Origin of the sequence: Candidatus Methylacidithermus pantelleriae (genome assembly GCF_905250085.1) — a bacterium.
Classification (GTDB): domain Bacteria; phylum Verrucomicrobiota; class Verrucomicrobiia; order Methylacidiphilales; family Methylacidiphilaceae; genus Methylacidithermus; species Methylacidithermus pantelleriae.
In genome coordinates this window covers 26,837-47,762 of sequence record NZ_CAJNOB010000002.1, presented here as the reverse complement: position 1 = coordinate 47,762, position 20,926 = coordinate 26,837, and the positions used below count along the sequence as shown (strand labels likewise).

Below are 20,926 nucleotides of genomic sequence, written 5' to 3'. Positions count from 1 at the left end.
TGGCAGATAAGCCTCAAGTGTTTTTGGCCCGTGCTGGAAAAAGCTTCTTAGGATAGAGATGGAGCCGGAAACACGATTTTTGTCGGAAAGCTCGGCCTGGAAGGAAGTCTGGGCCCAGTCCCGAGCCCCTGAGCTTGAGATTGGCGCGCGCTTGCTTGCAGAGCTTTCCTGGTCGCCGGAGCACGCCTCTCGGACGGCCCAGCGGGTAGCCGCCTTTGTGGAGGAGGGGAAACGGCTTTTTCGTGCTCCCTGGGTCGATGAATGGCTTGCGTTCTTTTCTTTGGACAAAAAGGAGGGCGTTCTTTTGGCGCAACTGGCCGAGATTTTGTCCCGGGTAACGGATCCTGAGCTAGCTGCCCGCGCGATCCGGGACAAAATCTCTCAAGGCCAGTGGCTTGCCTGCGGGTTCCAGAACGCTAGTCTTCCGGTGGCCCTCTTGGGGCTTCTTATTGCATCGGGTGCTTGGATTAGCCGGCTAGGGGAGGGCCCATGGACGAATCGGGTGCTTGTATGGGGTTCTGAGCAGCTCCTAGCTCTTTTCATTCGCCGGTTTGTCTTTGCGGAGGACGTAACGGAAGCGCTCCAGAAGGCCACAAACTCTTTTTCGGCACGGTACTCCCTGGATATGCTGGGAGAGGGGGCAAGGAATTGGGATCAGGCCAAACGACACTGGGAACGGTATCGCCGGGCGTTGGAAGCCCTTCCCGAGGGTGGCCCAGAAGGGCAGTGGGAGATCTCAGTCAAGCTCTCGGCTCTCTATCCTCGATTTTCGTATCGGTATGCGGCCGGGGTCTTTCGGGAGCTTCTTCCGGCACTGAGGGAGCTATGCATCTTGGCCCAAAGGAAGGGCTGCGGCTTGGTCATCGATGCTGAAGAGACGGACCGGCTGGGACTGGCGCTAGAGCTAGCCGCTTCTCTTTGGTTTGACGCAAGACTCCAAGGATGGACGGGCCCCGGGTTTGTGGTTCAAGCTTACCAAAAACGAGCTCGGAGTTTAATTGATCTTTTGGAGTGGGTCGCCGTACGGTCCGGGAAGACTCTTCCGGTTCGGCTCGTTAAAGGTGCCTATTGGGATTGGGAGATTCGCCGAGCGCAGAGTTTGGCGTTAGAGGATTACCCGGTCTTTTCCCGCAAAGAACTTACGGAACTCTCCTTTCTTGCCTGCGCGAAGGCTCTTTTCCAAAAACGCCCCTCTTTCCGGGTGCAGATTGCTTCCCATAACCCATGGACCATGGCTGCCGTGTTCGAGTTTGTTGCCCCGGAGGACGTAGCGTGGGAAGCTCAAAGACTCTATGGAATGGGGGAGCCACTGGAAGGCGTTCTTCGTCACCGAGGAATCCCCTGTCGCATTTATGCCCCGGTGGGCGCAAGGAAGGACCTTTTAGGATACCTTGTTCGCAGGCTTTTGGAAAACGGGGCAAGTCAAGTGGCCTCGCTGCCCTTATGGAAAAAAGCGGAAAGAAGTTTCACCACCGATCCCATTATCCGTTTCCAAGAGGAGGCTCGTCTCCAGGAGAAACTTCTACCCAGGCCGGTCGAAATCTATTTACCCAAGCGGAAGGCGGCTAGCGAGCCAGATCTTTCGGATCCCTTGGTTCGAAGAGAGTTGTGGGAGGCAACTTCCCGGTTTCGAAACCGAACCTGGGAGGCAAGACCGGTGGTCGGAGGGAAACCGAAGGAAGGAGTGGCACGATGGGTCTTTTCTCCCCGGGACCTGTCTCGAGTGATTGGCCGAGTAGAGGAAGCATCGCCCTCGCTGGGCAAAGACGCTCTTTGCCTGGCCGACCAAGCGTTTGCTTCTTGGGAGGGGAGGCCTGTGGAAGAGCGTGCGAGTGTTCTGCGAGCGTGGGCAGAGCGTATGGAAAAAGAACGCCCAGCACTGGTTTCCCTTTTGGTCGAAGAAGCAGGCAAGACCGTACCCAATGCCCTCAGTGAAGTCCGGGAAGCGGTGGATTTGTGCCGGTATTACGCAGCGGAAGCCGAGAGGCTTGTAAGGTTTCCGCAACGGCTGCCAGGCCCTTCGGGGGAGCGAAACGAGCTCTTTCTTCGGGGTAGAGGTGTATTTCTATGTTTAAGTCCGTGGAATTTTCCCCTCTCCATTTTCGTAGGACAGGTAGCTGCCGCTCTGGTCTGTGGGAATACTGTGGTGGCCAAGCCTGCTCCGCAGACCCCTCTCGTTGCTGCCCTAGCTGTTAAGCTGGGACAAGAGGCTGGTGTTCCCCCAGAAGCACTCCAGTTTCTCCCAGGTGGAAGCGAGCTTGGAAAATCTCTGTTGGAGGATCCCCGAGTTTCCGGGGTGGCATTCACCGGGTCGACTCGAACTGCCCAGAAGATCTTTCAAGTTCTAGCCGGGCGGGGTGCCTTCTGGATCCCACTTCTGGCAGAGACCGGTGGGATTAATGCCATGATTGTGGATGGAACGGCTCTGCCGGAACAGGCGGTGGATGACATTATAACGAGTGCTTTTGATAGCGGGGGCCAGCGATGTTCTTCATTACGTGTCCTCTTTGTCTCCGAGGAAATCGCCGAAGTGCTTCTCCCTCTTTTAGAGGGGGCGATCCGGGAAATTTCGGTCGGGGATCCTTGGGAACTCGATAGCGACGTCGGTCCCATGATTGGTCAGGACGCTTGCCGGAGGCTTGAGAGTTATACTGAAAATCTTGCAAAAAAGGGGCGTCTTCTCGCCCGGGCCGCACGCTCTCCTTCGGCCCTCCCTCAAGGAGCCTACTTTCTTCCCGAGGCTTGGGAGGTCTCTTGGGAGGATCTCCCAACGGAGGAAGTTTTTGGACCGATTCTTCATGTTGTCCGTTATCAGAAGAGCGAGTGGGAAAAAATTTTTGAGTGGCTTGCCTCCACGGGCACAGGATTGACGCTGGGGCTCGAGACCCGGTTGGACGGGATCATTGCGGAGGTCACTCGCCGGGCACAAGTGGGCAATTTGTACGTGAACCGCCCCATGATTGGGGCGCTGGTAGAGGCTCAACCCTTTGGAGGAGAAAAGCTCTCCGGGACCGGGCCCAAGGCTGGCGGGCCCTATTATCTCTTACGGTTTTTAACCGAAAGGGTTCGGACACATTGTACCGCTGCATGGGGTGGCGACCCGGAACTTTTGGTTCAAGCTCAATCTTTCTTTCGGTCCGATCGCTCTACGTAGGGGTGTTTGGGGATTGCCAAGAGATAAAAATCTTGAGGCATATAAGGGCTCTTCATGGCAGCATGTGAAAATCAAGTTCCGTGCGGCGGCCAAGCGGGAGAGCGCTTGCTCCAAGACGGGTGGGCGGATGTCGAAGGAGGGGCGCTCGCCTGCTCTGGCCAAGCAGTTGCCGACCGGGACGCTAATCGTTCGTTCGGTTGCAGCACCACTCGATGGCCTTTCCTTCTCCACGCGGGTGTCCAAGCGCTGATGAAAAAACCGGATTGGGAAAGACCATTGGCTTGGGTTCTCCGAGTTGGCTATCAGGGAAAGCTTTGCAGATCGTCGAGGCCGTCAAGGAGGTCGGCTCCAGGATGAAGGGCCATCGCAGAGAGCTCGTTGGGCAGGTCGGTGATCCGAAGGTTGTCGTCATCCTGGTCGAGTAGCGCGATCGGCTGATGCGCTTAGGCCTCGAATAGCTGGAAGGGGCGTGGGCCGAGCAAAGTTGATCCATCCTAGTGGTGGATTCCGAAGGAAATGACCCCTGTGTCGTGCGGGACCTCTACGAAAAGATCGTTTCATTGTGTGCCAGGCTTGAGGGGAAGAGATCCGAGCAGAAATGCGCCAAGAAGGTCCTCGAAGCGATCGCAGGGGGAAGCTTGCTCTTTTCCCTAACCCGATGCGTTTGTGGGTGACGGTCGAGCGGGGGCGTTGTTTAATACCTATGCGGCGTTCTACGGGCGGGTGGAGCGGAGTTTTTTCTACCAGATTGGGGGGCTGGCTTGTGTTTCGCTAAAGAAGCGTGAGCGATCCTTGGTGCCGCGGTTTGGCTTGACCGCCCGAGAGTTCCGTCCCCTGTGGGTTCCGAGCTCAAAGGAAAGATCGCTTCGATCAGCGAAAAGCGGTCCGATCTCATTGAGGAAGCTAGGGAATGGATCCAGAAGAGCGGAAACGGCGATCGGCGAGCTCGAGGACAACCAGCCGCGACCGGACGTTTTGCACGAGAAAAAGCGGCGGCTGGCCATCTTCCTGACCAAGCTTGACGCTCATCTAACCGATCAGAGGTCCCGAACGGATGTGTCTCTCTTTCGGTTCGCGCCGCCTCTTCCCGTAAAGAGTTTTCCTTGGAAGAGAACGCCTATGCGGATTATACGGCTTGGAATAAGGATTGGCAGGTGGAATGGAGCGGCCAGTTCTCTGTGCTCGGCTCGAGGGACACGACCGCTGGCAACCAGTCCTGCCAAGCCGCGGTATCTCTTCGGAGGGGAGCCTATCGGCTTAGCATTGCGGCTGCCCGAGGGATAGGGGAGCCCCTGCCGATAACTGGTTCTTGAGGGCGTGTGCTTCGCCTACGGCCAGAAGGCGATCCTCCAGGCCCTCTCGGCCAGGCGGATCGTCATCGGGGTGATGAAGAGTGCGCAAGTGGTCCGGAAGCGGGCGGGATGCGTGGTAAAGCTACCCTTCGTGCTGGACGGGAAGGGGTCACGGGTGTTTGCGAAGTGTCGAGGCGCGGACCCGTTTCCCGGGTGACACGCCGCCTTGCCGAAGCGCTCGGCGTCGATAGAAACGAGGGATCATTGCACCTTGGCCGAAACGGACCGCTTTAGCAATCTCGTGAGAATCCGCGGCATCCGATTGAATCTCTATGGCAAGAGCAAGGAGGAAGAAAAAGCGATCCTTGGCGATGGGGGGGAAAGCGATCGCCCTGGCCCCAAGCCGAATCGGCCAAGGCGCTTGTGATCGAACGATGGGACCTTCGCGAGCGAAAAACTCGAGCTTGACTCGGTGGATCCCGTTCGGGCCCATCCGCTCTTTTCCTTCGCGCGTGCTGAGCTGATCACGATGCTCCAGACGGCTTTTTTGCTCCCGGGGTCGAGGGGATGGAATGTAACCCGGCCTACACGTCTGTGATCGCTGCGGTCAACTAAGCGCGCCGTGACGGGGCGAGTTCTAGCTAGGGCGTGTCCTTGTGCCCTCGCCCGGAGGGGAGTGGGTCGCTCCGAACGCCGAGCCGTGCCAGAGGCAGTGACACCCACCCGCAATGGCGGAATTGTCACTTTCGTCCTACCCGCAAGCAACTGGACGAAGAATGTATGGTCGTTTCTATGGCGCAAGTTCGGCGGCGACTCAAAGCGACGCGGGCAGCGCAACCCCGGTGGAGAGGTAATGGATGGCCACCCCGGCCTCGGTCTGCGAAAACGTGGCGCTGGGCGCTACCTGGGGTTTGTCGGCGAGACCCCGGCACGCGGAATCGTTGAGAGCACTGCTCGGTCGGCGTCCCGGGCGATCTTCCCTGGTAGGGGGATGGTGATCTATAGTTGTAGAAACGGTTGTGGATGCCCGGTTTAGATCGAGCAGGCTTGATCAGTCCCTCTACGGGCAATCGCTCCCCAAAAGCCCGCTGCATTCCTCATCCGGTGGGGTTCCGCGTTCTGGACAGGTGTGGGAGTAGAGGCAGGCGTCGTTGGGAACCATGGCAAGTTCACGCTGGATTTCTTGGGGAGGTAGGGGCCCGTAAGTCAAAAGAATTCGATCCAGATCCTTGGGTTCATACCGCTCCAAAAGATGGTTTTCCGTGCCGTTGACAAAAAGACGCCAATGTCTCCCACCATCGTTTGGATACTTCCGTCCATCGTCCATGACCATCCCTTCGGGACCAAACCGAATACCCAGCGTTTGAAAAAAGTAGCTGAGGGTTACTCCTCGAGCGTGGATATGAAGAACATGCCCATTACCGTGGTGGAGGTGAACCTTGGGATCCTTTTCCTGGCCGCGGGCAGACTGGTAGCGGGGCAGAGAAAAATCAATAGGTTTGCCATCGACCATGACGAGAAAATCGGCGTGCTCATGTACTTGCTCCGCGGTGGCTTGGATCTCTGCGGCTCGAACTAAAGTTCGGAAATCGTCATACGTTTTGGGATTGGGTATTCTGTGACCGTTGAGAAAGAAACTCGGAATGCTATGAGCACCGAGGATCGAAGCGCTCCATAGATCGGCTAGGACCCTAGCGCGAAGGGTACGATCGTTGAGGTCCTCTCGAAATTTTTCTTTGGGAATTCCCAGAGAAGCCGCATAGCTTTCGAAGTAGGAGAGAGGATCCGAGCCCGAGGACCATTCCGATTGCCGGTCAAAAAGAAGGTCGTGCATTTGCCAAAATTTTCCCTCTTTGCCTGCCGCTTCGGCTGCCAGTGAGGCGAGAAATGCCCAGGGATGAAGGTTGGAAGGATGGTGGCGTACCACAACGAGCAGCCGTCCATGGAACTCCGAGAGAAGTCTTTGGATGACGGGGGCATAGCTCCGGCAGGCGGGACATTGGAAATCAAGATATTCCACAAGAGTCAGGGGAGCGTCCGGGTTCCCTTTGACCCAGTCTTTAGGCTGAGCTTTTAGGAGGCTCTGTTGCAGTACGGATTCGCTAGGAAGAATTTCCGAAGCCGCAGGCGTCCGGGAACTTTCCGGGCCCGTCCCGGAGGCTAAGGGGAGGGTGTGGGCCAGCCAAAGGGCCAAAAAGGCTAGGGTCCAAAGCATTGTCTTTTGGTTCGTCTGCCGGAGGGTTTGGCTACCGTTCTCCTTGGATACGTTCCTGCATCCGCGTAGGCCAAAGGCGCTGGGATTGGCTCGGAAAAACCGAAGCAGTGAGTAGACCCGTTAGGGTTACCCCGGGACCGTAGACCGGGTATGTCCCCTTCCCTTGGCCAGTAAGCGCGTTCCCCTTGCTATTGCTCGTTCGTAAAGGAAACGAAAGGGCTTTTAAGGTACCAGAGGACACTTTGGAGCGCGATCCGAATCCACGAAGGCCGGTGGTTACATTCATAGCGCAATTCGTAGAGGGCCTTTTGCCAGCAGAAGGCGCCTAGCAGAACGTTGCGCAGTTCTGTATCCCGGGGCAGGGTTGGCAAGAGGCTAGCCTTTTCCCAATACCGGGCCAGAAACGCTTCCCCTACTTCTCCGGGTATCTCTGCCATTTTTTCTGAGAGGCCCACTTTGTTTTGCTCCTCGTACGCGAGAAAGCTAGCCAGGTAGAAGAAGGATCGGAGAAGGCCTGCCACATCTTTTACAAGGCATCCTTTTCGCCGTCGTTCCGCAATGGGACGGTCCGGTTCCCCTTCCCAGTCAAGCACTCGCAGTCCTCTCGGAGTGACGAGGATTTGACCCAGATGAAGATCTCCATGGAAGCGGCATTTTCGGCACTGCCAGTCTTGAGGAATGGCTTGGAGCAAGGTTTGTGAAAACCGTGGCGCAATAGAAAAAAATTGCTCCAAGAGCTCTTTTTCCTCTGGGGTGAACTTGGTTTCGGCGAAACGAAGTAACTGGACAGTCTCCTCCCATTCCTTCTGCAGGTTTTGCTTCCAATCCTTGATTTCTTGGGGAGCCAGGGGCTCTGGATCAAAAGCCTCACTTCCGGTCGTTTCGCTCAGCGCCTTGTGCACGGAAAAAAGAACCCTGCCTAGTTCTCCGGCCCAACTCCGGCATAAATCAAGCTTTTCGGGAAGTGGGTTCTTTACCCATTCTCGTAGAAGCTCAAGGGTGTAACTCCACCCGTCTTTACCCTCGGGAAGATATTCGAAAGCGATGGCAACCCCTTGTTCGCCTCCCTTCTCAAGCCGGCAGGTAACGCTACCGAGCCAGCTGGCCACATGAGGGCAGGGGGATGCGTTGTGGAAAAAGTGGGCAAATTCCTCTTCTGGATTTTTACCTGGTTCGATCTTTCGGTAGCATTTGAGCAAAACTTCGTTTCCGAAAACGAGCGAAGTATGGCTCTGTTCCCAGGAAGGTCTTTGAACAGGAAGGAGTTTCGGGGAAGGGGGGAAGGAGGACCCCTTTTCCCAGAGCAGGCAGCTCTGCCCATCCCAGCTGGAAGATTTTGTATTCTCCAACCACGCACAGAGAAAGGCTTGGCAAAAACGGTCCTGACCAAGGGCGTCACTTAAAAGAAAAACCCTCGTTGCGGAACGCAGCCGGGCGATTGCCCAGGAGCCTTCCCACAAGGGGTCTGTTATCCTTGGCTGTGGCTCAAGCGAAAGGGGAAGGAAGTAGGTGACGGTGGTTCCAGAAAGTGTTGTTGCCTCCCAAAAGAGAAGCGCCCAGGCGTTTTCTCGGCTTGTCAGCCAGAAAAGTCTTCGATAGCCAGCATCCCGGATCGGCTCGTTTTTGAAGCCCGCCCATCGCTTTCGGGAGAGAAACGCCTGCCACACCGAAAGGGGAATCTGGCGAAGGAGAGAAAGAAACGCCTCCTCCCCTCCGGGCCGTTGGGCAATCGGGGGGCTATCTGCTAGGAGAATCTCTGGAATCTCCGCGACTCCATTCATTGGGGTATCTACTTGCGGAACGACCCGGCTTCCTTAGGGGCCGCGCACCCAAAGAATGTGGGCCTGGGTTTTGGAGGGATCCAGAATGACAAACCCCCGGTTTCCTTCCCAATGATACGGGATCCCCGCAAGGATGTCCTCGACCAGGTACCCCGAGGCGGGCAATCCCCAGGATTCAATCGGTACCTCCACAAACCCCGACTGAACATGAAAAGGATTGAGGTTCACGACGACAAGGATGCGATCTTTCCCATCGGCGGTCCATTTACTGTAGGCCAAAATGGCAGGATTATCCGTCCAATGGAACCGGAAAAGACGATTCTGCTGCAAGGCAGGATGTTCTCGCCGGATGCGGTTAATCCTTGCAATGAGATCCCGAATGGGGGTGGGAGTATCCCAGTCCCAATGACGGATTTCGTATTTTTCCGAGTTCCGATACTCTTCGCTACCCGGTTCTCGTGGTTCTCGTTCGCAAACCTCAAAGGCCGGCCCATAGATCCCGTAGCTTGCAGAAAGGGTTGCAGCCAGGATCAGTCGGATCGCGAAGGCTGGCGGCCCTCCTTTTTGGAGGTACTCATGCAAGATGTCCGGGGTGTTCGGCCACAGGTTCGGTCGAAAGAATTCGGCAACGTCCGTATGGAACAGCTCCTCAAAGTAGCAAGTGAGTTCTTCCTTCGTATTGCGCCACGTGAAATAGGTGTAGGATTGCGAAAAGCCCAACTTTGCCAGCTGGTACATGACCTTCGGTCGCGTGAAAGCTTCCGAGAGAAAAATGACATCGGGGTGTAATTGTTTTACTTCCGAAAGGAGCCATTCCCAGAACGCAAACGGTTTCGTATGGGGATTATCGACGCGAAAGGTCCGAACCCCCTGTTCCACCCAGAAAAGGACGACCCTTTTTAACTCTTCCCAAAGACTTTGCCAGCCTTCCCCTTCAAAGTTAAAAGGATAGATATCAGGATATTTTTTGGGCGGGTTTTCCGCATAACGAATCTGCCCGCTTGGCAACCGGACAAACCACTCCGGGTGTTGGCGTACGTACGGATGGTCGGGAGAACAGTGAAAGGCTAGATCCATTGCAATTTCGATACCCAACTGGCGTGCCCGCCGAACGAGCTGCCGGAAGTCGTCCAGCGTCCCTAGTTGCGGATGAATAGCCGTGTGACCTCCCGTCTCGTCACCAATTGCCCATGGACTACCCGGATCTTCGGGAGCTGCAGTGGGCTGGTTATTTTTTCCTCGCCGCGCGGTTCGACCGATGGGATGGATCGGGGGCAAGTAGAGGACATCGAAACCGAGCCGGGCCACATACTCAAGGCGCGCCTCACAATCCCGAAGGGTTCCGTGTTGACCGGGAACTCGGCTCGCAGAGCGCGGAAAAAGCTCGTACCAGGTAGAAAAAAGAGCTCGCTTTGGGTCGACTTGCACGGGGAGTTCCCGGCAGTAACGCGTGATGCAAACGGGGTCGGGATAGCGAAGAGTAATCTTATGGAGTATTGGATCCTGGGCACGAGAGATTTTTTCTTCTTGCGAAATCTTTTCAGAGAGAAGAATTTCCCGAAGTTCTTCCAGCTGACGGCGGTCCTCTGGCTGGGCTCTTTCTAGAAATTGTGCCAATTCCCAGGCACCCCACTCCCACACGATTGCCCAGTCAGGATCTGTAGGGAGACGTCGCTGCGTTCCGGCGAGCCAGCTGCCCCACCGATCCACCCAGGCTTCAATGGTATACCAATACTTACCCAATTGTTCGACCAGGAACGTTCCACGCCAGCGGTCATTCCCAATATCTTCCATGGAAGTGCTATGCCACAGGCTTTCCTTTTCATGGCGCCATAGCAGCCGACAAAAGAGCCGGTCATGCCCGTGAGCGAAAATGTCGGCTTCTACCTGAATAGATTCGCCCAAAACCCTTTGGATGGCGAAACAGCCACAATCGAGCTCGGGATAGACACGATGGATGGCAATGACTTTTTTGGGCGGTGTTGACCAACGCGTAAGGGAGTTGCTCACGGCGGGGTCAATCTTTGGCGCTACTTAGGCTAGGGAAAGCGGCAGCGTTGTGCGTGCTTGTCGCCAGAGGAAATCGGAGAGAAAAAATGAACGTCCCGCGTTGATCCCAGAGGAAGGTAAGGATACTATCCCCTGGATGGAAGCGGTTGTCCTTGGTACCGCCGATGGTCTGGCGCGACCCGGTCGTAACCATGCGGGGATTCTCCTTTGGGACAAGAACCAGAGCCTGCTCTTGGACTGTGGTGCTCCAGTAGAGCAGTGGCTCGTCGGGGAAGCCATGGATGTAGGCGTGCCGTCTCGGATCTGGCTTTCCCATATGCATAGTGACCATGTAGCTCATTTTCCAATACTGGTTCAAACCCTATGGCTTCGCCACCGAAAGACGCCGCTGGAGGTATCTGCACCTGCCGGGGCCGTCGCCGGGCTCAAAAAACTCCTAGAGCATTGTCTACTTCTTCCTGAGATCCTTCCCTTTCCTATCCACTGGACGGGGATCGTCCCAGGACGAAAGGATTGCTGGGGAGAATGGGAACTCACGGCCTTTGGAACGACCCATCTTTGCAGCGGGGAAGCTCGGTTTGGAAAATATTTTCCTACGATCTGTTTTTGCTGTTGTGGAGTGCTTGTCGAGTGGCCATCGGGTAGCTGTGTGTACTCCGCTGACCTTGGGTGTGCAAGTGATCTCCGGCCTGTTGTCTCGGAACCTGTGCGCATCCTTTTTTGTGAACTGGCTCATGTGGAGCCAGCGGACCTTTTTCGGGAATTGTTGGGTCGGCCAGTGGAGGAGGTATGGTTGATCCATTACCCGGATCAGTGGGTTGGACAGGAAGAGAACCTTCAGAAAATCGCGAGCGAGGCTGGGTTTACCGGGAAGGTCCGGCTGGCACGAGAGGGGATGCGGATTTCGCTTTGAAGCGTGGGCGTTTCGAAGATTTCCGTGTAAAAAGTTGGACGGGGAAGCCGGCTTGTGGGTGGTCACAGGGGAACGCGGCAAGTGGGGGAAGGGGCCACGAGACGGAAAAAAACGAGTCGTGGTGAACGTCACCGACCGGACTTGAGGTCGAGGGAAAACTTTTGAAAAAAACACGGTCAGCCGATAGGGAGTCATACGGATCGGGGAAGGGGAACATTCGCGATCCTAAGCCCTTTGCTAGCCTTCGCGAACACGGAGCTGGTATTTCTCGAAACAAAAAGAAAGGGCCCGGCAGGGGGCGCAGTTGTTTCCTTTCGAGACCGAAACGGCAAGGTGCTGGACTCTCAAAGGTCGTGGATGCGCGGCTCGTCCTCTTTCCTGTCCGATGGCGGAAGGGGATACCCGGTTTGCTTGTGAAAGTTTTCCAGAATGAAAAGCACTTCATAGCTGGCAAACGAGAAATATCCTCTTGACCGAGAGAGTGAGATTTCTTTTTGACCCTGAAACGAAAGGAAAGCTTGGGAAGTAGGCTTGGAGGGCAGCTCGGGCAGGGATTGCGCTTGGTGCAGAGAGCGGTCAGACAGTACCGAATAAAACACCGTCTTATAAATCTCTGCCACAATATCTTCGGAGTCTTTCGGTGGATCCAGGGTAAAAAGGAGGATCTTCGTTTTTTCCTCTCGCGCGGCAAGCCGTGGTGTGAGCCAAGCTTTGTCTCGATAAAAAGGAGTAAGAGCAACCTAAGAAGCTCGGGGTTTTTTGGAGGTTATGTTCCAAAAGCTTCTGCCGATTTTGATTCAAGAAGATTGGATTGGGCAAGGAAAGTAAAGGCCCGGCAAAACTCGAGACTTGCCGGACCCTTAGCCTTTTTTGTAACCGAGAACCGTGGGCGATGGAGCGAAGGTTTCCTTGCGGCTCCTTCGCCTCAGGCCCTATGAACCGGTTTTGGTTTTTCGCTCTGTTCGGGGCATTGATAGCCTTTAGGGCATCAACGCCAGGCGCAATCGCGGAAATTCCCAGGGGATGGAAGGAGGCCGCCCGCTATTCAGCTGAGCACAATGGTTTTGCGTTTCTTATCCTTAAATCTGGGAGGGTGGTTTTTGAAGACTACTCTCGGGCAGACCGTGATTGTCCTTATCGAATCTATAGTGGCACCAAAGGATTTTGGGCTTTGGCCGCTGTGGCGGCGGTGCAAGACGGAATTCTTTCACTGGACGAGAGAGTGTCCGACTCGGTACCGGAATGGCGTCGGGATCCCATCAAAAAGCAGGTCACGGTCCGGCAACTCCTAAATTTTACCAGCGGTCTGGAGCCTGGTTTTTTTCTCCATGGCTCGGGCTTTGAAGATCGAGACCGGATCGCCTTACATCTTCCCATGGTGGCTCGACCCGGCTCTGCTTTCCTCTATGGTCCGTCTTCGCTTCAAGTCTTTCACCACCTTCTCGAGGTCAAGCTGGCTCGATACGGAGAAACCCCGAAGCAGTATTTGGAACGAAGGGTACTGCGCCCTTTGGGTCTCGGGCCACAACGTTACCTGGAAGATGGGAAGGGAAATCCCCTCCTGGCGACCGGTTTTGTTATGACAGCTCGCCAGTGGGCGCGACTGGGAAACGCATTGGTGCGAGGGGGCAGGCCCATTGTGGAACCACGCTTTCTGCAGGCTTGCTTTGAAGGTTCTCGGGCAAACGGTGCGTTTGGGATTGGTTTTTGGACCAATCGCCAGGCTAGCCTCCGGCACGCCCGCGAGGTATCCATTGAGGGGATGCTTCACCACAAGTGGTGGCAACAGGATTGGACGCGGGCCTGTATTTGCAAGGACGCTCCTGTGGATCTAGTCGCAGCGGTGGGGTCTGGCTCCCAGAGAATGTATGTGATTCCTTCGCAGGGACTCGTCATTGTGCGTCAAGGGTGGGACCGTTCCTTTTCCGACGCGCACTTTTTGCGACTTTTCTTTTCCGGCACGGAATTCCAGACCTCAGCGAAAAAAGCCCAGCATTTGGTTCCCGCGAGCCAAGAATCGCTTACCAAAGCGTCTCGAAAAAAACACGCCATTGTAGCCGCCCGAGAAGTTGGAGTTACGGCCAGGGAACGGGGAGGTCGTTTGGATAGCCCGTGATCCGATGCCATCCCTAACCATTCTAATCCCATTCCATGGGCGTGGTTGACCGCTCTGGTTTTCCCACATCCGTCCGTAAGGTTTTGTGCCACCACGGTTGGCCAAGAAGCTAGCCTCCAAGGTCTGCCCCAAAAGGGTGGGCGTGAGGGAACGGTAGGAAGGTTCTTTCCCTGAAAAGAAACGGGGATGGCGGATAGGTAGCTACTTATTTACTCTTCCTCCTCTGGCGAGGGGAAAAAGACGGGAGGCCAGAAAGGCAAGGGGTTTCCCCGGGCTGAGGAAGGATTTGCTAAGGGATGAGGTAGAGGTTGAGAGACTCCAGTCGCTTCGCTTTGAGGGGACGGCACGTTCCAGGGTCGCCACGAGCGCGAAGGGCTTAGTGCCAGGGATGATCCACCTGTGCGGGCGGTCGCCACAATAAGGGAGGAGCGTTCGGGTCGCCACTGGTAGCCAAAACCAAACGGAAGGGGAGGGGGGTTACTCGACAAGTAAAGAGAAGTCAGCAAGGGTTGATAGTGGTTTTTAAAAAGAGGGATAGGGCCTATGTAGTTTCCGAAAACCCTTAAGGTCCATCGTCCTGACAGAAAGAAGCGGATGGGGATACCCGAATCATCTTGGACAATCAGGGTCGAGTGGGCCAAAAGAAAGTCGCGTACCCGAGAAAAGGCTTCGGAATGCAAAAGATAGGAAGCGGCTTTCACTAAAGCCGGACCCCGGGGTAAGCGCTGACAAAAATGGAAAAAGCCCGGTTGGTTGGCAAGCGCATCGTTTTCCAGATTTACTGTGAAGTAGTAGAGAGTCTGAAGCTGCGGACCGCGGCTAAAGGTAATTCGCACGCCTACGGCTCTTCCACCGGAGGCCGGGAGAACGCTCCCGTCGGGGCCGATCGATACATATTCCACGCGGTGGAGTGTGGCCCCCATTCGAGCCAGTAACAGGTAAAAAACAGGGAGAACCCCGGTGATCCGGCCTGAGCTAAGCTCGACACGCATGTCCTTTGTGATGAAAAAACTCCATTTTAGGAAAGGGTCGAGCGTTCGACGGATGCGGGCTAGCTCCCATCCAAGAATCTCCGGGGGGAGATCCTCCAGACGTGGAAGCGGGCCCACCGGCTCGAGTCCACATAGAACGTAGACAGAGGCGTTGGGAAAGAACGCCATCGGGTAGAGGATGTCAGGACCGCTAAACGGGTAGACGACAGGATCAGGCGATTGGGAGGCCCACCCCAAGTAACGGAAAGCCCAGTTTCGCAAGGGAAGAAGCTGGCGTCGCTCCATGGATTGCCACGCCCGTTCCATTTCGGATGCGTGAGCAACCCAAGCCGGGTTGACCATGATGGCTTCGGCCTCAGGTGTGCCTTCAGACGGGAGGCCGGCCAGAAGGCGTGCCACCGTGTTAGGGTCCTGCGCAAACAGCCAAGACGAGAAAAAGCTGCCGAATAACCAGCCTAGGCCCAAAAGCCATCCCCGCCAATGCCTTATAGAAAGAAACATTCTACCGCCAATGTAGGAAGAAAGTGTTAAGCCTACAAGGAGAGCCTAAACGTTTTGGGGTGGTCTTGCTCCCTGGTTGAAGATGGGAAGGTAGTAGACCAAAACACCGGCGAGAAGAGTAGCCGCCCCGCAGAGGGATTCCATCGGACGCGAATGTAGGAGGTGTATGAGTACCCAAAGGCTGGCAACAAGGAAAAGCAGAGGGGTCCATGGGTATCCCCAGGTACGGTAGGGCCGGGGAAGCTCAGGCTCTCGGTATCGCAACACCATCACGCCTAAGACCGTCAAAAAGGAACAGAGTTGTAACGTCCACTGGATGTAGGAAAGTACCTGAGAAAAAGTTCCCGAGAGAAGAAAAAGACAGGCCGTTATCCCCTGGAGAGCTGTGGCGATGGAGGGATTGCCTCCTTGATTCTTTTTCGCGAGCCATCGCAGCTGGGGGAGATCCTCTCCCATTGCCATAGCCACTCGAGGACCGGCCCAAACCATGGCACTCACCGAAGACACAAGCCCGAGGCATAAAGCAATAGCTACGATTCTTGCTCCCCAAGGACCGAAAAGAAGTTTTCCGGCGACCATAGCTACCTCCAGTTGCCCCTGAAAGACCGCCGGAGGTGCGAGGCAAAGGAGGACTGCGTGAAAGAGAACGTACAGCAGGGTGACGAAGGTGGTGCCGGTGATCAGAGCCAGAGGAAGAAGCCGGCGGGGATTTTCGAGTTCACCGGCAATGTAGATGGCGGCATTCCAGCCGGCGTAGGAGTAAAGGACATAGACCAGGGCTACGGCAAAGGAAGGGCTAAGGAATTCCCGTATTTCTTCAGGGACTGGCTCTAGGGCAAGCCCCGAGGCTTTGGGAGCCAACATCCCTGCGACGATCATAGAGAGGATAAGAACAATCTTAAGAAGGGTAGCTCCGTTTTGAAAGCGTGCACTTTCCGGAATTCCTCCCATGTGAACCAGGGTCACCAGTACCACCAAGGCTAGCGCGAGAATCTTGGGTGAAAGAGTTAGCCCAAGACCACGGGCCGCATAGCCTCCGAAAGCCATCGCTGAGAGGGCAACCGGGGCTGGAAAGCCCACGGTTAGCGAGACAAGGCCCGCAGCAAACCCAAGGGCTGGGTGGAAAATTCGTCCAAGCAAGCGGTACTCACCGCCTGAACGGGGAAAGGCAGCTCCGAGTTCTCCATAGGATAGGGCACCACAAAGAGAAAGAAGACCTCCCAGGATCCACAGAGTGAGAATGGCAAAGGCGGAGTGGAGTTCTTCCAATTGAAACCCAAGGCTTGTAAAGACTCCGGTGCCAATCATATCTGCTACTACAAGGGCTACCGCACTGCTAAAAGGGATGGAGGGAAAGGAATCGACCCTTTCAGACTGCCCGGGAGCTGTAGGGTGGGGAGGATCTTGCCGAAGCATTGGGGCTGGTTGTTTTGCTTGCGGTCAAGCTAGGCGGTTTTCTTTTTGCTTACGAGGGACTGAAAAAGCCCCCCCAAGGAGCGTTGGAAAAAAAGGATCTAGGATAGATGCCAAGATCCTTTTCGTGGCCCGGTAGGTCATTGGTTTACAAAAGACCGCGTGCTTACTTTTTTGTTTTTTAAGGGCTGGTTTGTCGACTGGAAAGACGCCGGTACCATGCTTACAGGATCTCCGGAGGACTGCCTATCCTCCTGAGGGTTCCCCCCTACAAAGACTCTGGTAGCGTTTCGATCCATTGCTCCCAGAAACAAAAACCGCTTTTTCCTTTCTTCCTTTGCCCCACCTTGTTTCGGGAGGTTCTTCTTTTTGCGATACTGGCAGTTCCTTGGAAGTCCTTTTATGCCCGCGTCTAGGCGTTTTTGGGGCTCTAGGTTTGTGCCAAAGGCGTGCCGGGATCTCTGCCATGGGATCAAGCTACGGGTTGACCCGTTCCCACACCTCGCTTCTCCCAAAAAGGGGGGACAAGACGTAGCCGCGGACCAAAAGTTTGTTCCCGTTTTCTTGGAGGCGAAGAGAGGCCTGGTAGATGGTTCCGTTCCGGGGATCGAGCACGTGCCCCCCTGACCACTCTCCCGGGCCGCTCTTTTTCATTCCCCAAAGGATGGTCATTCCGATAATGGGTTGGTTGTGCAAAGCCCCCTTGCAGCATCGGCAAAGCCCCTTGGGATCATCATCGGGAAGGATTTGGATGGGTCTTTCAATAATCCCGCGGTACTCACCCTGTTGACACAAGATCCGGATGATGATGTGAGGCTTTCCTGTAGCCTCGTCAAATTCGATCCACCGGCCCGTTACTGACAGGCTATTGGCGCGCATTTCTTCTGCCCTCCCGGCGTGGAGTTCCCCGAGGAAAGCAGGAAAACAAAGGAGAATGACCCAAAGTGGCCAAATCATTACCGCGTGCCCAAAGAGGAGAGCTTCCAATCAAAAGATTTCCATCCTTCTTACGCTATCGTCAACTGGGCTCCAAGGAAAAAAGTCTCTGGTCATGGATGGGTCACATGGCTTCCACGGAATCAAGGTGAACACAGGTTAAAAGAGAGCTTTTACCCATTATCGTTTGAAGGGTCTGCATCAACACTTTGCCACCAAGGAAGGCTTGGCTTGCCGTTGTTTGGAGGGAGAAGGCCAGTCTCTAGAGGCTTCAGTCGGTACGAGGGAAGGAGGGGAGGATTTTTTAAAAAAAGGATCCCAATGTCGCCGGTTTTGCTTATCCCAGCGTTGCTTGCAGCCTCGGCGTAGGATTCGCGGGAGGAGGGAAAACGACCGCTTTTGTCATCTTTCCGCTGTGGCAAAATCGTGCAGCCTGCAATTCAGGGAGCCAGTCCCGGGTAGGGGAAAGCAAACCCGTTGGTAAAACCGGGTCCAGAGAGAGCACGGTCCACGGGATTTCCTGGGACAGGTATTTTGTCGGCTTTTAGGGGCGCGGAAAAGTGTTTGGTGGCTTCCTTTTGGAAGACTAGAATGTAATACAAAAAGGATGGAACGCATGAGAGGGCTCGGACGCGCAGTTAGCAAAGGCTTGGCGCAAAAACTTTCCCAATGGATCACGGATGGGGAGACTGCTTCCCCTTTCACCCGGGTGGAATTTACCTCCCACCCGCTTCTTTCTGCTCTTAAGGCTCTTGGAACGGAACATATCTGGGCGGACACTGCCGACTTCCGAGAACTTTCTGATCTTGTGGTGGCCCGCAACGAAGGGGGCACGGTCTGGCTTTACCGGGAGCTTGATGGGAATACCACCAACCAGCCCCTGGTAGCAAAGGTGATCGATCGGTATGTTACGTCCCAGGAAAGCGAGCTTGAACGCTGGGCCGAAGATCTCCGTCGTTGGGAACCGACGCTAGGTTCCGGGGAGCTTGCCATTGCCCTCTATTCGATCCTTAATGGCCGGTTGGGCCGGGAGATTGAATCGGCCTGGAACAGGCCCGATCGGCCTTGGGAAGTGAGTCTAGAGCTCCATACGGGATTAGCTGGCAACCCAAGTGCAGCCAAAGAGGTTGCACGGGCGTTATCTCGGTCGGTGCCGGGAGCTTTGGTGAAGGTGGCTTTTTGCCCGGACCATCCGGAGACAATTCTGGTAGCCAGGGATCTCGAAAAAGAAGGGGTCAGAGTCAATTTTACCGCTACCTTCTCAACACGGCAGGTGGTGGCTGCGGCGCTCCTGGCGGCACCTCAGCGGACCAACATTTTTATGGGACGGCTTAGCCAGGGTCTGGGGTCGGAGCTGTTAGGGGAACAAGTGGTCCTTTGCACCCAGAGGGGGCTTCGCCGGTTGCGCCAGCGGTTTGGGGTACCGACACGAAATATTGTGGCTAGCATGCGGCGGTGGCAGACGTTTGTGTTGGCGGCTGGGTGCGACATTTACACCGCTCCGTATACGGTACTGAAGGATTTTCTTGCTCAAAGGGAGGTCCCAGCGGAAGAGCTTCGGTCTTGTGCAGAGATTGATTATTCGGACCGGTTACAATATTCGGCGAGGGTTTTGGAACGGGTCAGCCGGGAAAAGATCGAAGAGCTTTTCACGGTAAAAGCGGAGTTTTGGGAATTTTTGGAAAGCTACGCGAGAACGCAAGAATATGAGAAGCTTAGCGACGGCGATCGTTTGTACCACCGGTTTGAGGAGGCTGGGTTTGGCGACTTTTTCTATGCGCCGACTGAGTCCGAATGGCAAGAGCTTCGAAAAGGAAAGCTTCCGGATTGGGAGAGCCCGTGGCCGCAGAGGCTCGCATTAGACACTTTGTACAGTCTTCTGGCGATTGGGGATTTTGCCAATTTCCAGGAGGAAATGGACAAAAAATTGGTCCGAGGGGTTGAAAAACTGCTTGCAGCTGCAAGCTAATTCGCCATATAAGGGATTGCACCTAAAGGCCACTTGGCGGAGCAAGGGGTGGGTCTCTCTGAAGATGGGGAGGTGGAAGCGAGGGTGTCTCGGGTGCGCATGGTTTTGCGGGCAAGGTTGGTCGAACATTCGGTTCGTTTGAGTGGAAAAGGAGGTCAATGATGTCAGGAGAGCATGATGGAGCCCTTGAGAAGGCCAGAAAGGTTAGCCGGTTAAAAGCCGGGGTAGCTCCCTATGCGGAGCTTGGGTACTACAATCCCGATTATGTCCCCAGGGAGACCGATATTTTGGCAGCCTTCCGGGTGGTTCCTCAGGAAGGGGTGGAACCCCATGAGGCCGCAGCCGCCGTGGCTGGGGAGTCTTCGACGGCAACCTGGACTGTGGTTTGGACGGACCGGTTAACCCCCTATGAGGAATACCAGGCGAAGTGTTACAAGGTTGAACAGGTCCCTGGGAAAAATGAGTATATCGCGTATATAGCTTATGGGATCGATTTATTTGAGGAGGGCTCCATTGCCAATATGACCTCCTCGATCATCGGAAATGTTTTTGGATTTAAAGCCCTCAAATCCTTGCGCTTGGAAGATCTGAGGATCCCACCTCATTATGTAAAGACCTTTCAGGGTCCCGCTCATGGGATCGTGATGGAGCGTGAGTATCTCAACAAGTATGGGCGTCCTCTTTTGGGGGCGACGGTTAAGCCCAAGCTAGGGCTTTCGGCCCGTAACTATGGTCGAGTGGTCTATGAGGCCTTGCGGGGTGGTCTCGACTTTACAAAGGATGATGAAAATATTAATAGCCAGCCTTTCATGCGCTGGCGGGATCGCTACCTCTTTTGCATGGAGGCCGTTAACAAAGCGATGGCCAAGACCGGAGAGATTAAAGGCCACTATCTTAATGTGACGGCGGCTACCATGGAGGAAATTTATGAGCGAGCCGAGTTCGCTAAGGAGCTAGGAAGCGTCATTATCATGATTGATCTAACGATTGGATATAGCGCGATCCAGTCCATGGCGAAGTGGGCCAGAAAGAATGGGGTGATTCTTCACCTTCACCGGGCAGGGCATGCTACCTTTACCCGGCAGAAAAGCCATGGGGTGAATTTCCGGGTGCTGGCCAAGTGGATGAGGCTTGCGGGAGTGGATCACCTCCATGCGGGGACGATTGTGGGGAAGTTGGAGGGTAATCCTTATGCGGTCCAGGGTTACTATGCTACTCTCCGGGAGGACAAGCTGGATCCTGACCCCTTGCGAGGTCTCTATTTTGAGCAAGATTGGATTTCGATGCCCGGGGTGATGCCGGTGGCATCCGGGGGGATTCATGCGGGTCAGATGCATTTATTGATCCATTACCTCGGGGAAGACGTCGTCCTTCAGTTTGGTGGTGGAACGATCGGTCACCCGGATGGGATTGCAGCGGGTGCGACGGCGAATCGTGTGGCGGTCGAGGCGATCATCCAGGCTCGCAACGAAGGGAAAGACATCCTGCGGGAAGGGCCTGAAATTCTCCAAAAGGCGGCGCGCTGGTGCGCACCGTTGCGCAAGGCGCTCGATGTGTGGAAGGATGTCTCCTTTGAGTATGAATCGACCGACGTTCCGGACGCATTGGAAACGCCGGTTTTGGTGTAAAGAGAC

13 protein-coding genes are annotated in these 20,926 nt (G+C 55.3%); 6 read left to right on the top strand and 7 right to left on the bottom strand.

Annotated elements, in window-relative coordinates; translation table 11 throughout:
• The first annotated feature begins 58 nt into the window (after positions 1 to 58).
• Positions 59 to 3,154, top strand: coding sequence for a bifunctional proline dehydrogenase/L-glutamate gamma-semialdehyde dehydrogenase PutA (gene putA / locus KK925_RS01905; protein WP_174582706.1), 3,096 nt, complete (start codon positions 59 to 61; stop codon positions 3,152 to 3,154).
• A 1,103-nt stretch (positions 3,155 to 4,257) separates the two neighbouring features.
• On the top strand, positions 4,258 to 4,467 hold the full coding sequence (locus KK925_RS01900) for a hypothetical protein (RefSeq protein ID WP_174582705.1): 210 nt from the start codon (positions 4,258 to 4,260) through the stop codon (positions 4,465 to 4,467).
• 1,039 nt (positions 4,468 to 5,506) lie between these two features.
• Here KK925_RS01900 and KK925_RS01895 read toward each other — a convergent pair.
• The 3 genes from KK925_RS01895 to KK925_RS01885 form a co-directional block, all read right to left on the bottom strand.
• The gene (locus tag KK925_RS01895) at positions 5,507 to 6,661 is read right to left on the bottom strand and encodes a DsbA family protein (protein ID WP_174582703.1); all 1,155 of its coding nucleotides are present in this window, start codon (positions 6,659 to 6,661) and stop codon (positions 5,507 to 5,509) included.
• 188 nt (positions 6,662 to 6,849) lie between these two features.
• Positions 6,850 to 8,442 carry a phosphotransferase gene (locus tag KK925_RS01890; RefSeq protein WP_174582702.1) on the bottom strand — a complete coding sequence of 531 codons (1,593 nt, stop codon included), beginning with the start codon at positions 8,440 to 8,442 and terminating at the stop codon, positions 6,850 to 6,852.
• A gap of 33 nt (positions 8,443 to 8,475) precedes the next feature.
• Positions 8,476 to 10,452, bottom strand: a complete 1,977-nt coding sequence (locus KK925_RS01885) for an alpha-1,4-glucan--maltose-1-phosphate maltosyltransferase (RefSeq protein WP_174582701.1) — start codon at positions 10,450 to 10,452, stop codon at positions 8,476 to 8,478.
• Positions 10,453 to 10,552: 100 nt separating this feature from the next.
• On the opposite strand from KK925_RS01885, the gene KK925_RS01880 reads away from it, so the two are divergent.
• Entirely contained in the window at positions 10,553 to 11,365 is an 813-nt protein-coding gene (locus KK925_RS01880) for an MBL fold metallo-hydrolase (RefSeq protein ID WP_174582700.1), read from the top strand.
• A gap of 344 nt (positions 11,366 to 11,709) precedes the next feature.
• On the opposite strand, the gene KK925_RS01875 is transcribed toward KK925_RS01880, so the two are convergent.
• Complete coding sequence (locus KK925_RS01875; RefSeq protein ID WP_174582699.1) at positions 11,710 to 11,985, bottom strand: hypothetical protein; 276 nt, start codon at positions 11,983 to 11,985, stop codon at positions 11,710 to 11,712.
• Positions 11,986 to 12,299: 314 nt separating this feature from the next.
• Between KK925_RS01875 and KK925_RS01870 the strand changes: the two genes are divergently transcribed.
• Positions 12,300 to 13,481 carry a serine hydrolase domain-containing protein gene (locus KK925_RS01870; protein WP_174582698.1) on the top strand — a complete coding sequence of 394 codons (1,182 nt, stop codon included), beginning with the start codon at positions 12,300 to 12,302 and terminating at the stop codon, positions 13,479 to 13,481.
• 209 nt (positions 13,482 to 13,690) lie between these two features.
• Here the strand turns inward: KK925_RS01870 and KK925_RS01865 are convergent, their stop codons facing one another.
• The 3 genes from KK925_RS01865 to KK925_RS01855 form a co-directional block, all read right to left on the bottom strand.
• Positions 13,691 to 14,872: a hypothetical protein gene (locus KK925_RS01865; RefSeq protein WP_174582697.1), complete on the bottom strand. Its 1,182-nt coding sequence runs from the start codon at positions 14,870 to 14,872 to the stop codon at positions 13,691 to 13,693.
• Positions 14,873 to 15,019: 147 nt separating this feature from the next.
• Positions 15,020 to 16,390, bottom strand: coding sequence for an APC family permease (locus KK925_RS01860; RefSeq protein ID WP_174582696.1), 1,371 nt, complete (start codon positions 16,388 to 16,390; stop codon positions 15,020 to 15,022).
• 474 nt (positions 16,391 to 16,864) lie between these two features.
• Complete coding sequence (locus tag KK925_RS01855) at positions 16,865 to 17,344, bottom strand: DUF2147 domain-containing protein (protein WP_174582695.1); 480 nt, start codon at positions 17,342 to 17,344, stop codon at positions 16,865 to 16,867.
• A gap of 586 nt (positions 17,345 to 17,930) precedes the next feature.
• Between KK925_RS01855 and KK925_RS01850 the strand changes: the two genes are divergently transcribed.
• Positions 17,931 to 19,292 carry a transaldolase family protein gene (locus tag KK925_RS01850; RefSeq protein WP_214096204.1) on the top strand — a complete coding sequence of 454 codons (1,362 nt, stop codon included), beginning with the start codon at positions 17,931 to 17,933 and terminating at the stop codon, positions 19,290 to 19,292.
• A gap of 158 nt (positions 19,293 to 19,450) precedes the next feature.
• A complete protein-coding gene (locus KK925_RS01845; RefSeq protein ID WP_174582693.1) occupies positions 19,451 to 20,920 on the top strand; it encodes a form I ribulose bisphosphate carboxylase large subunit in 1,470 nt (489 codons plus the stop codon).
• Positions 20,921 to 20,926 lie beyond the last annotated feature (6 nt).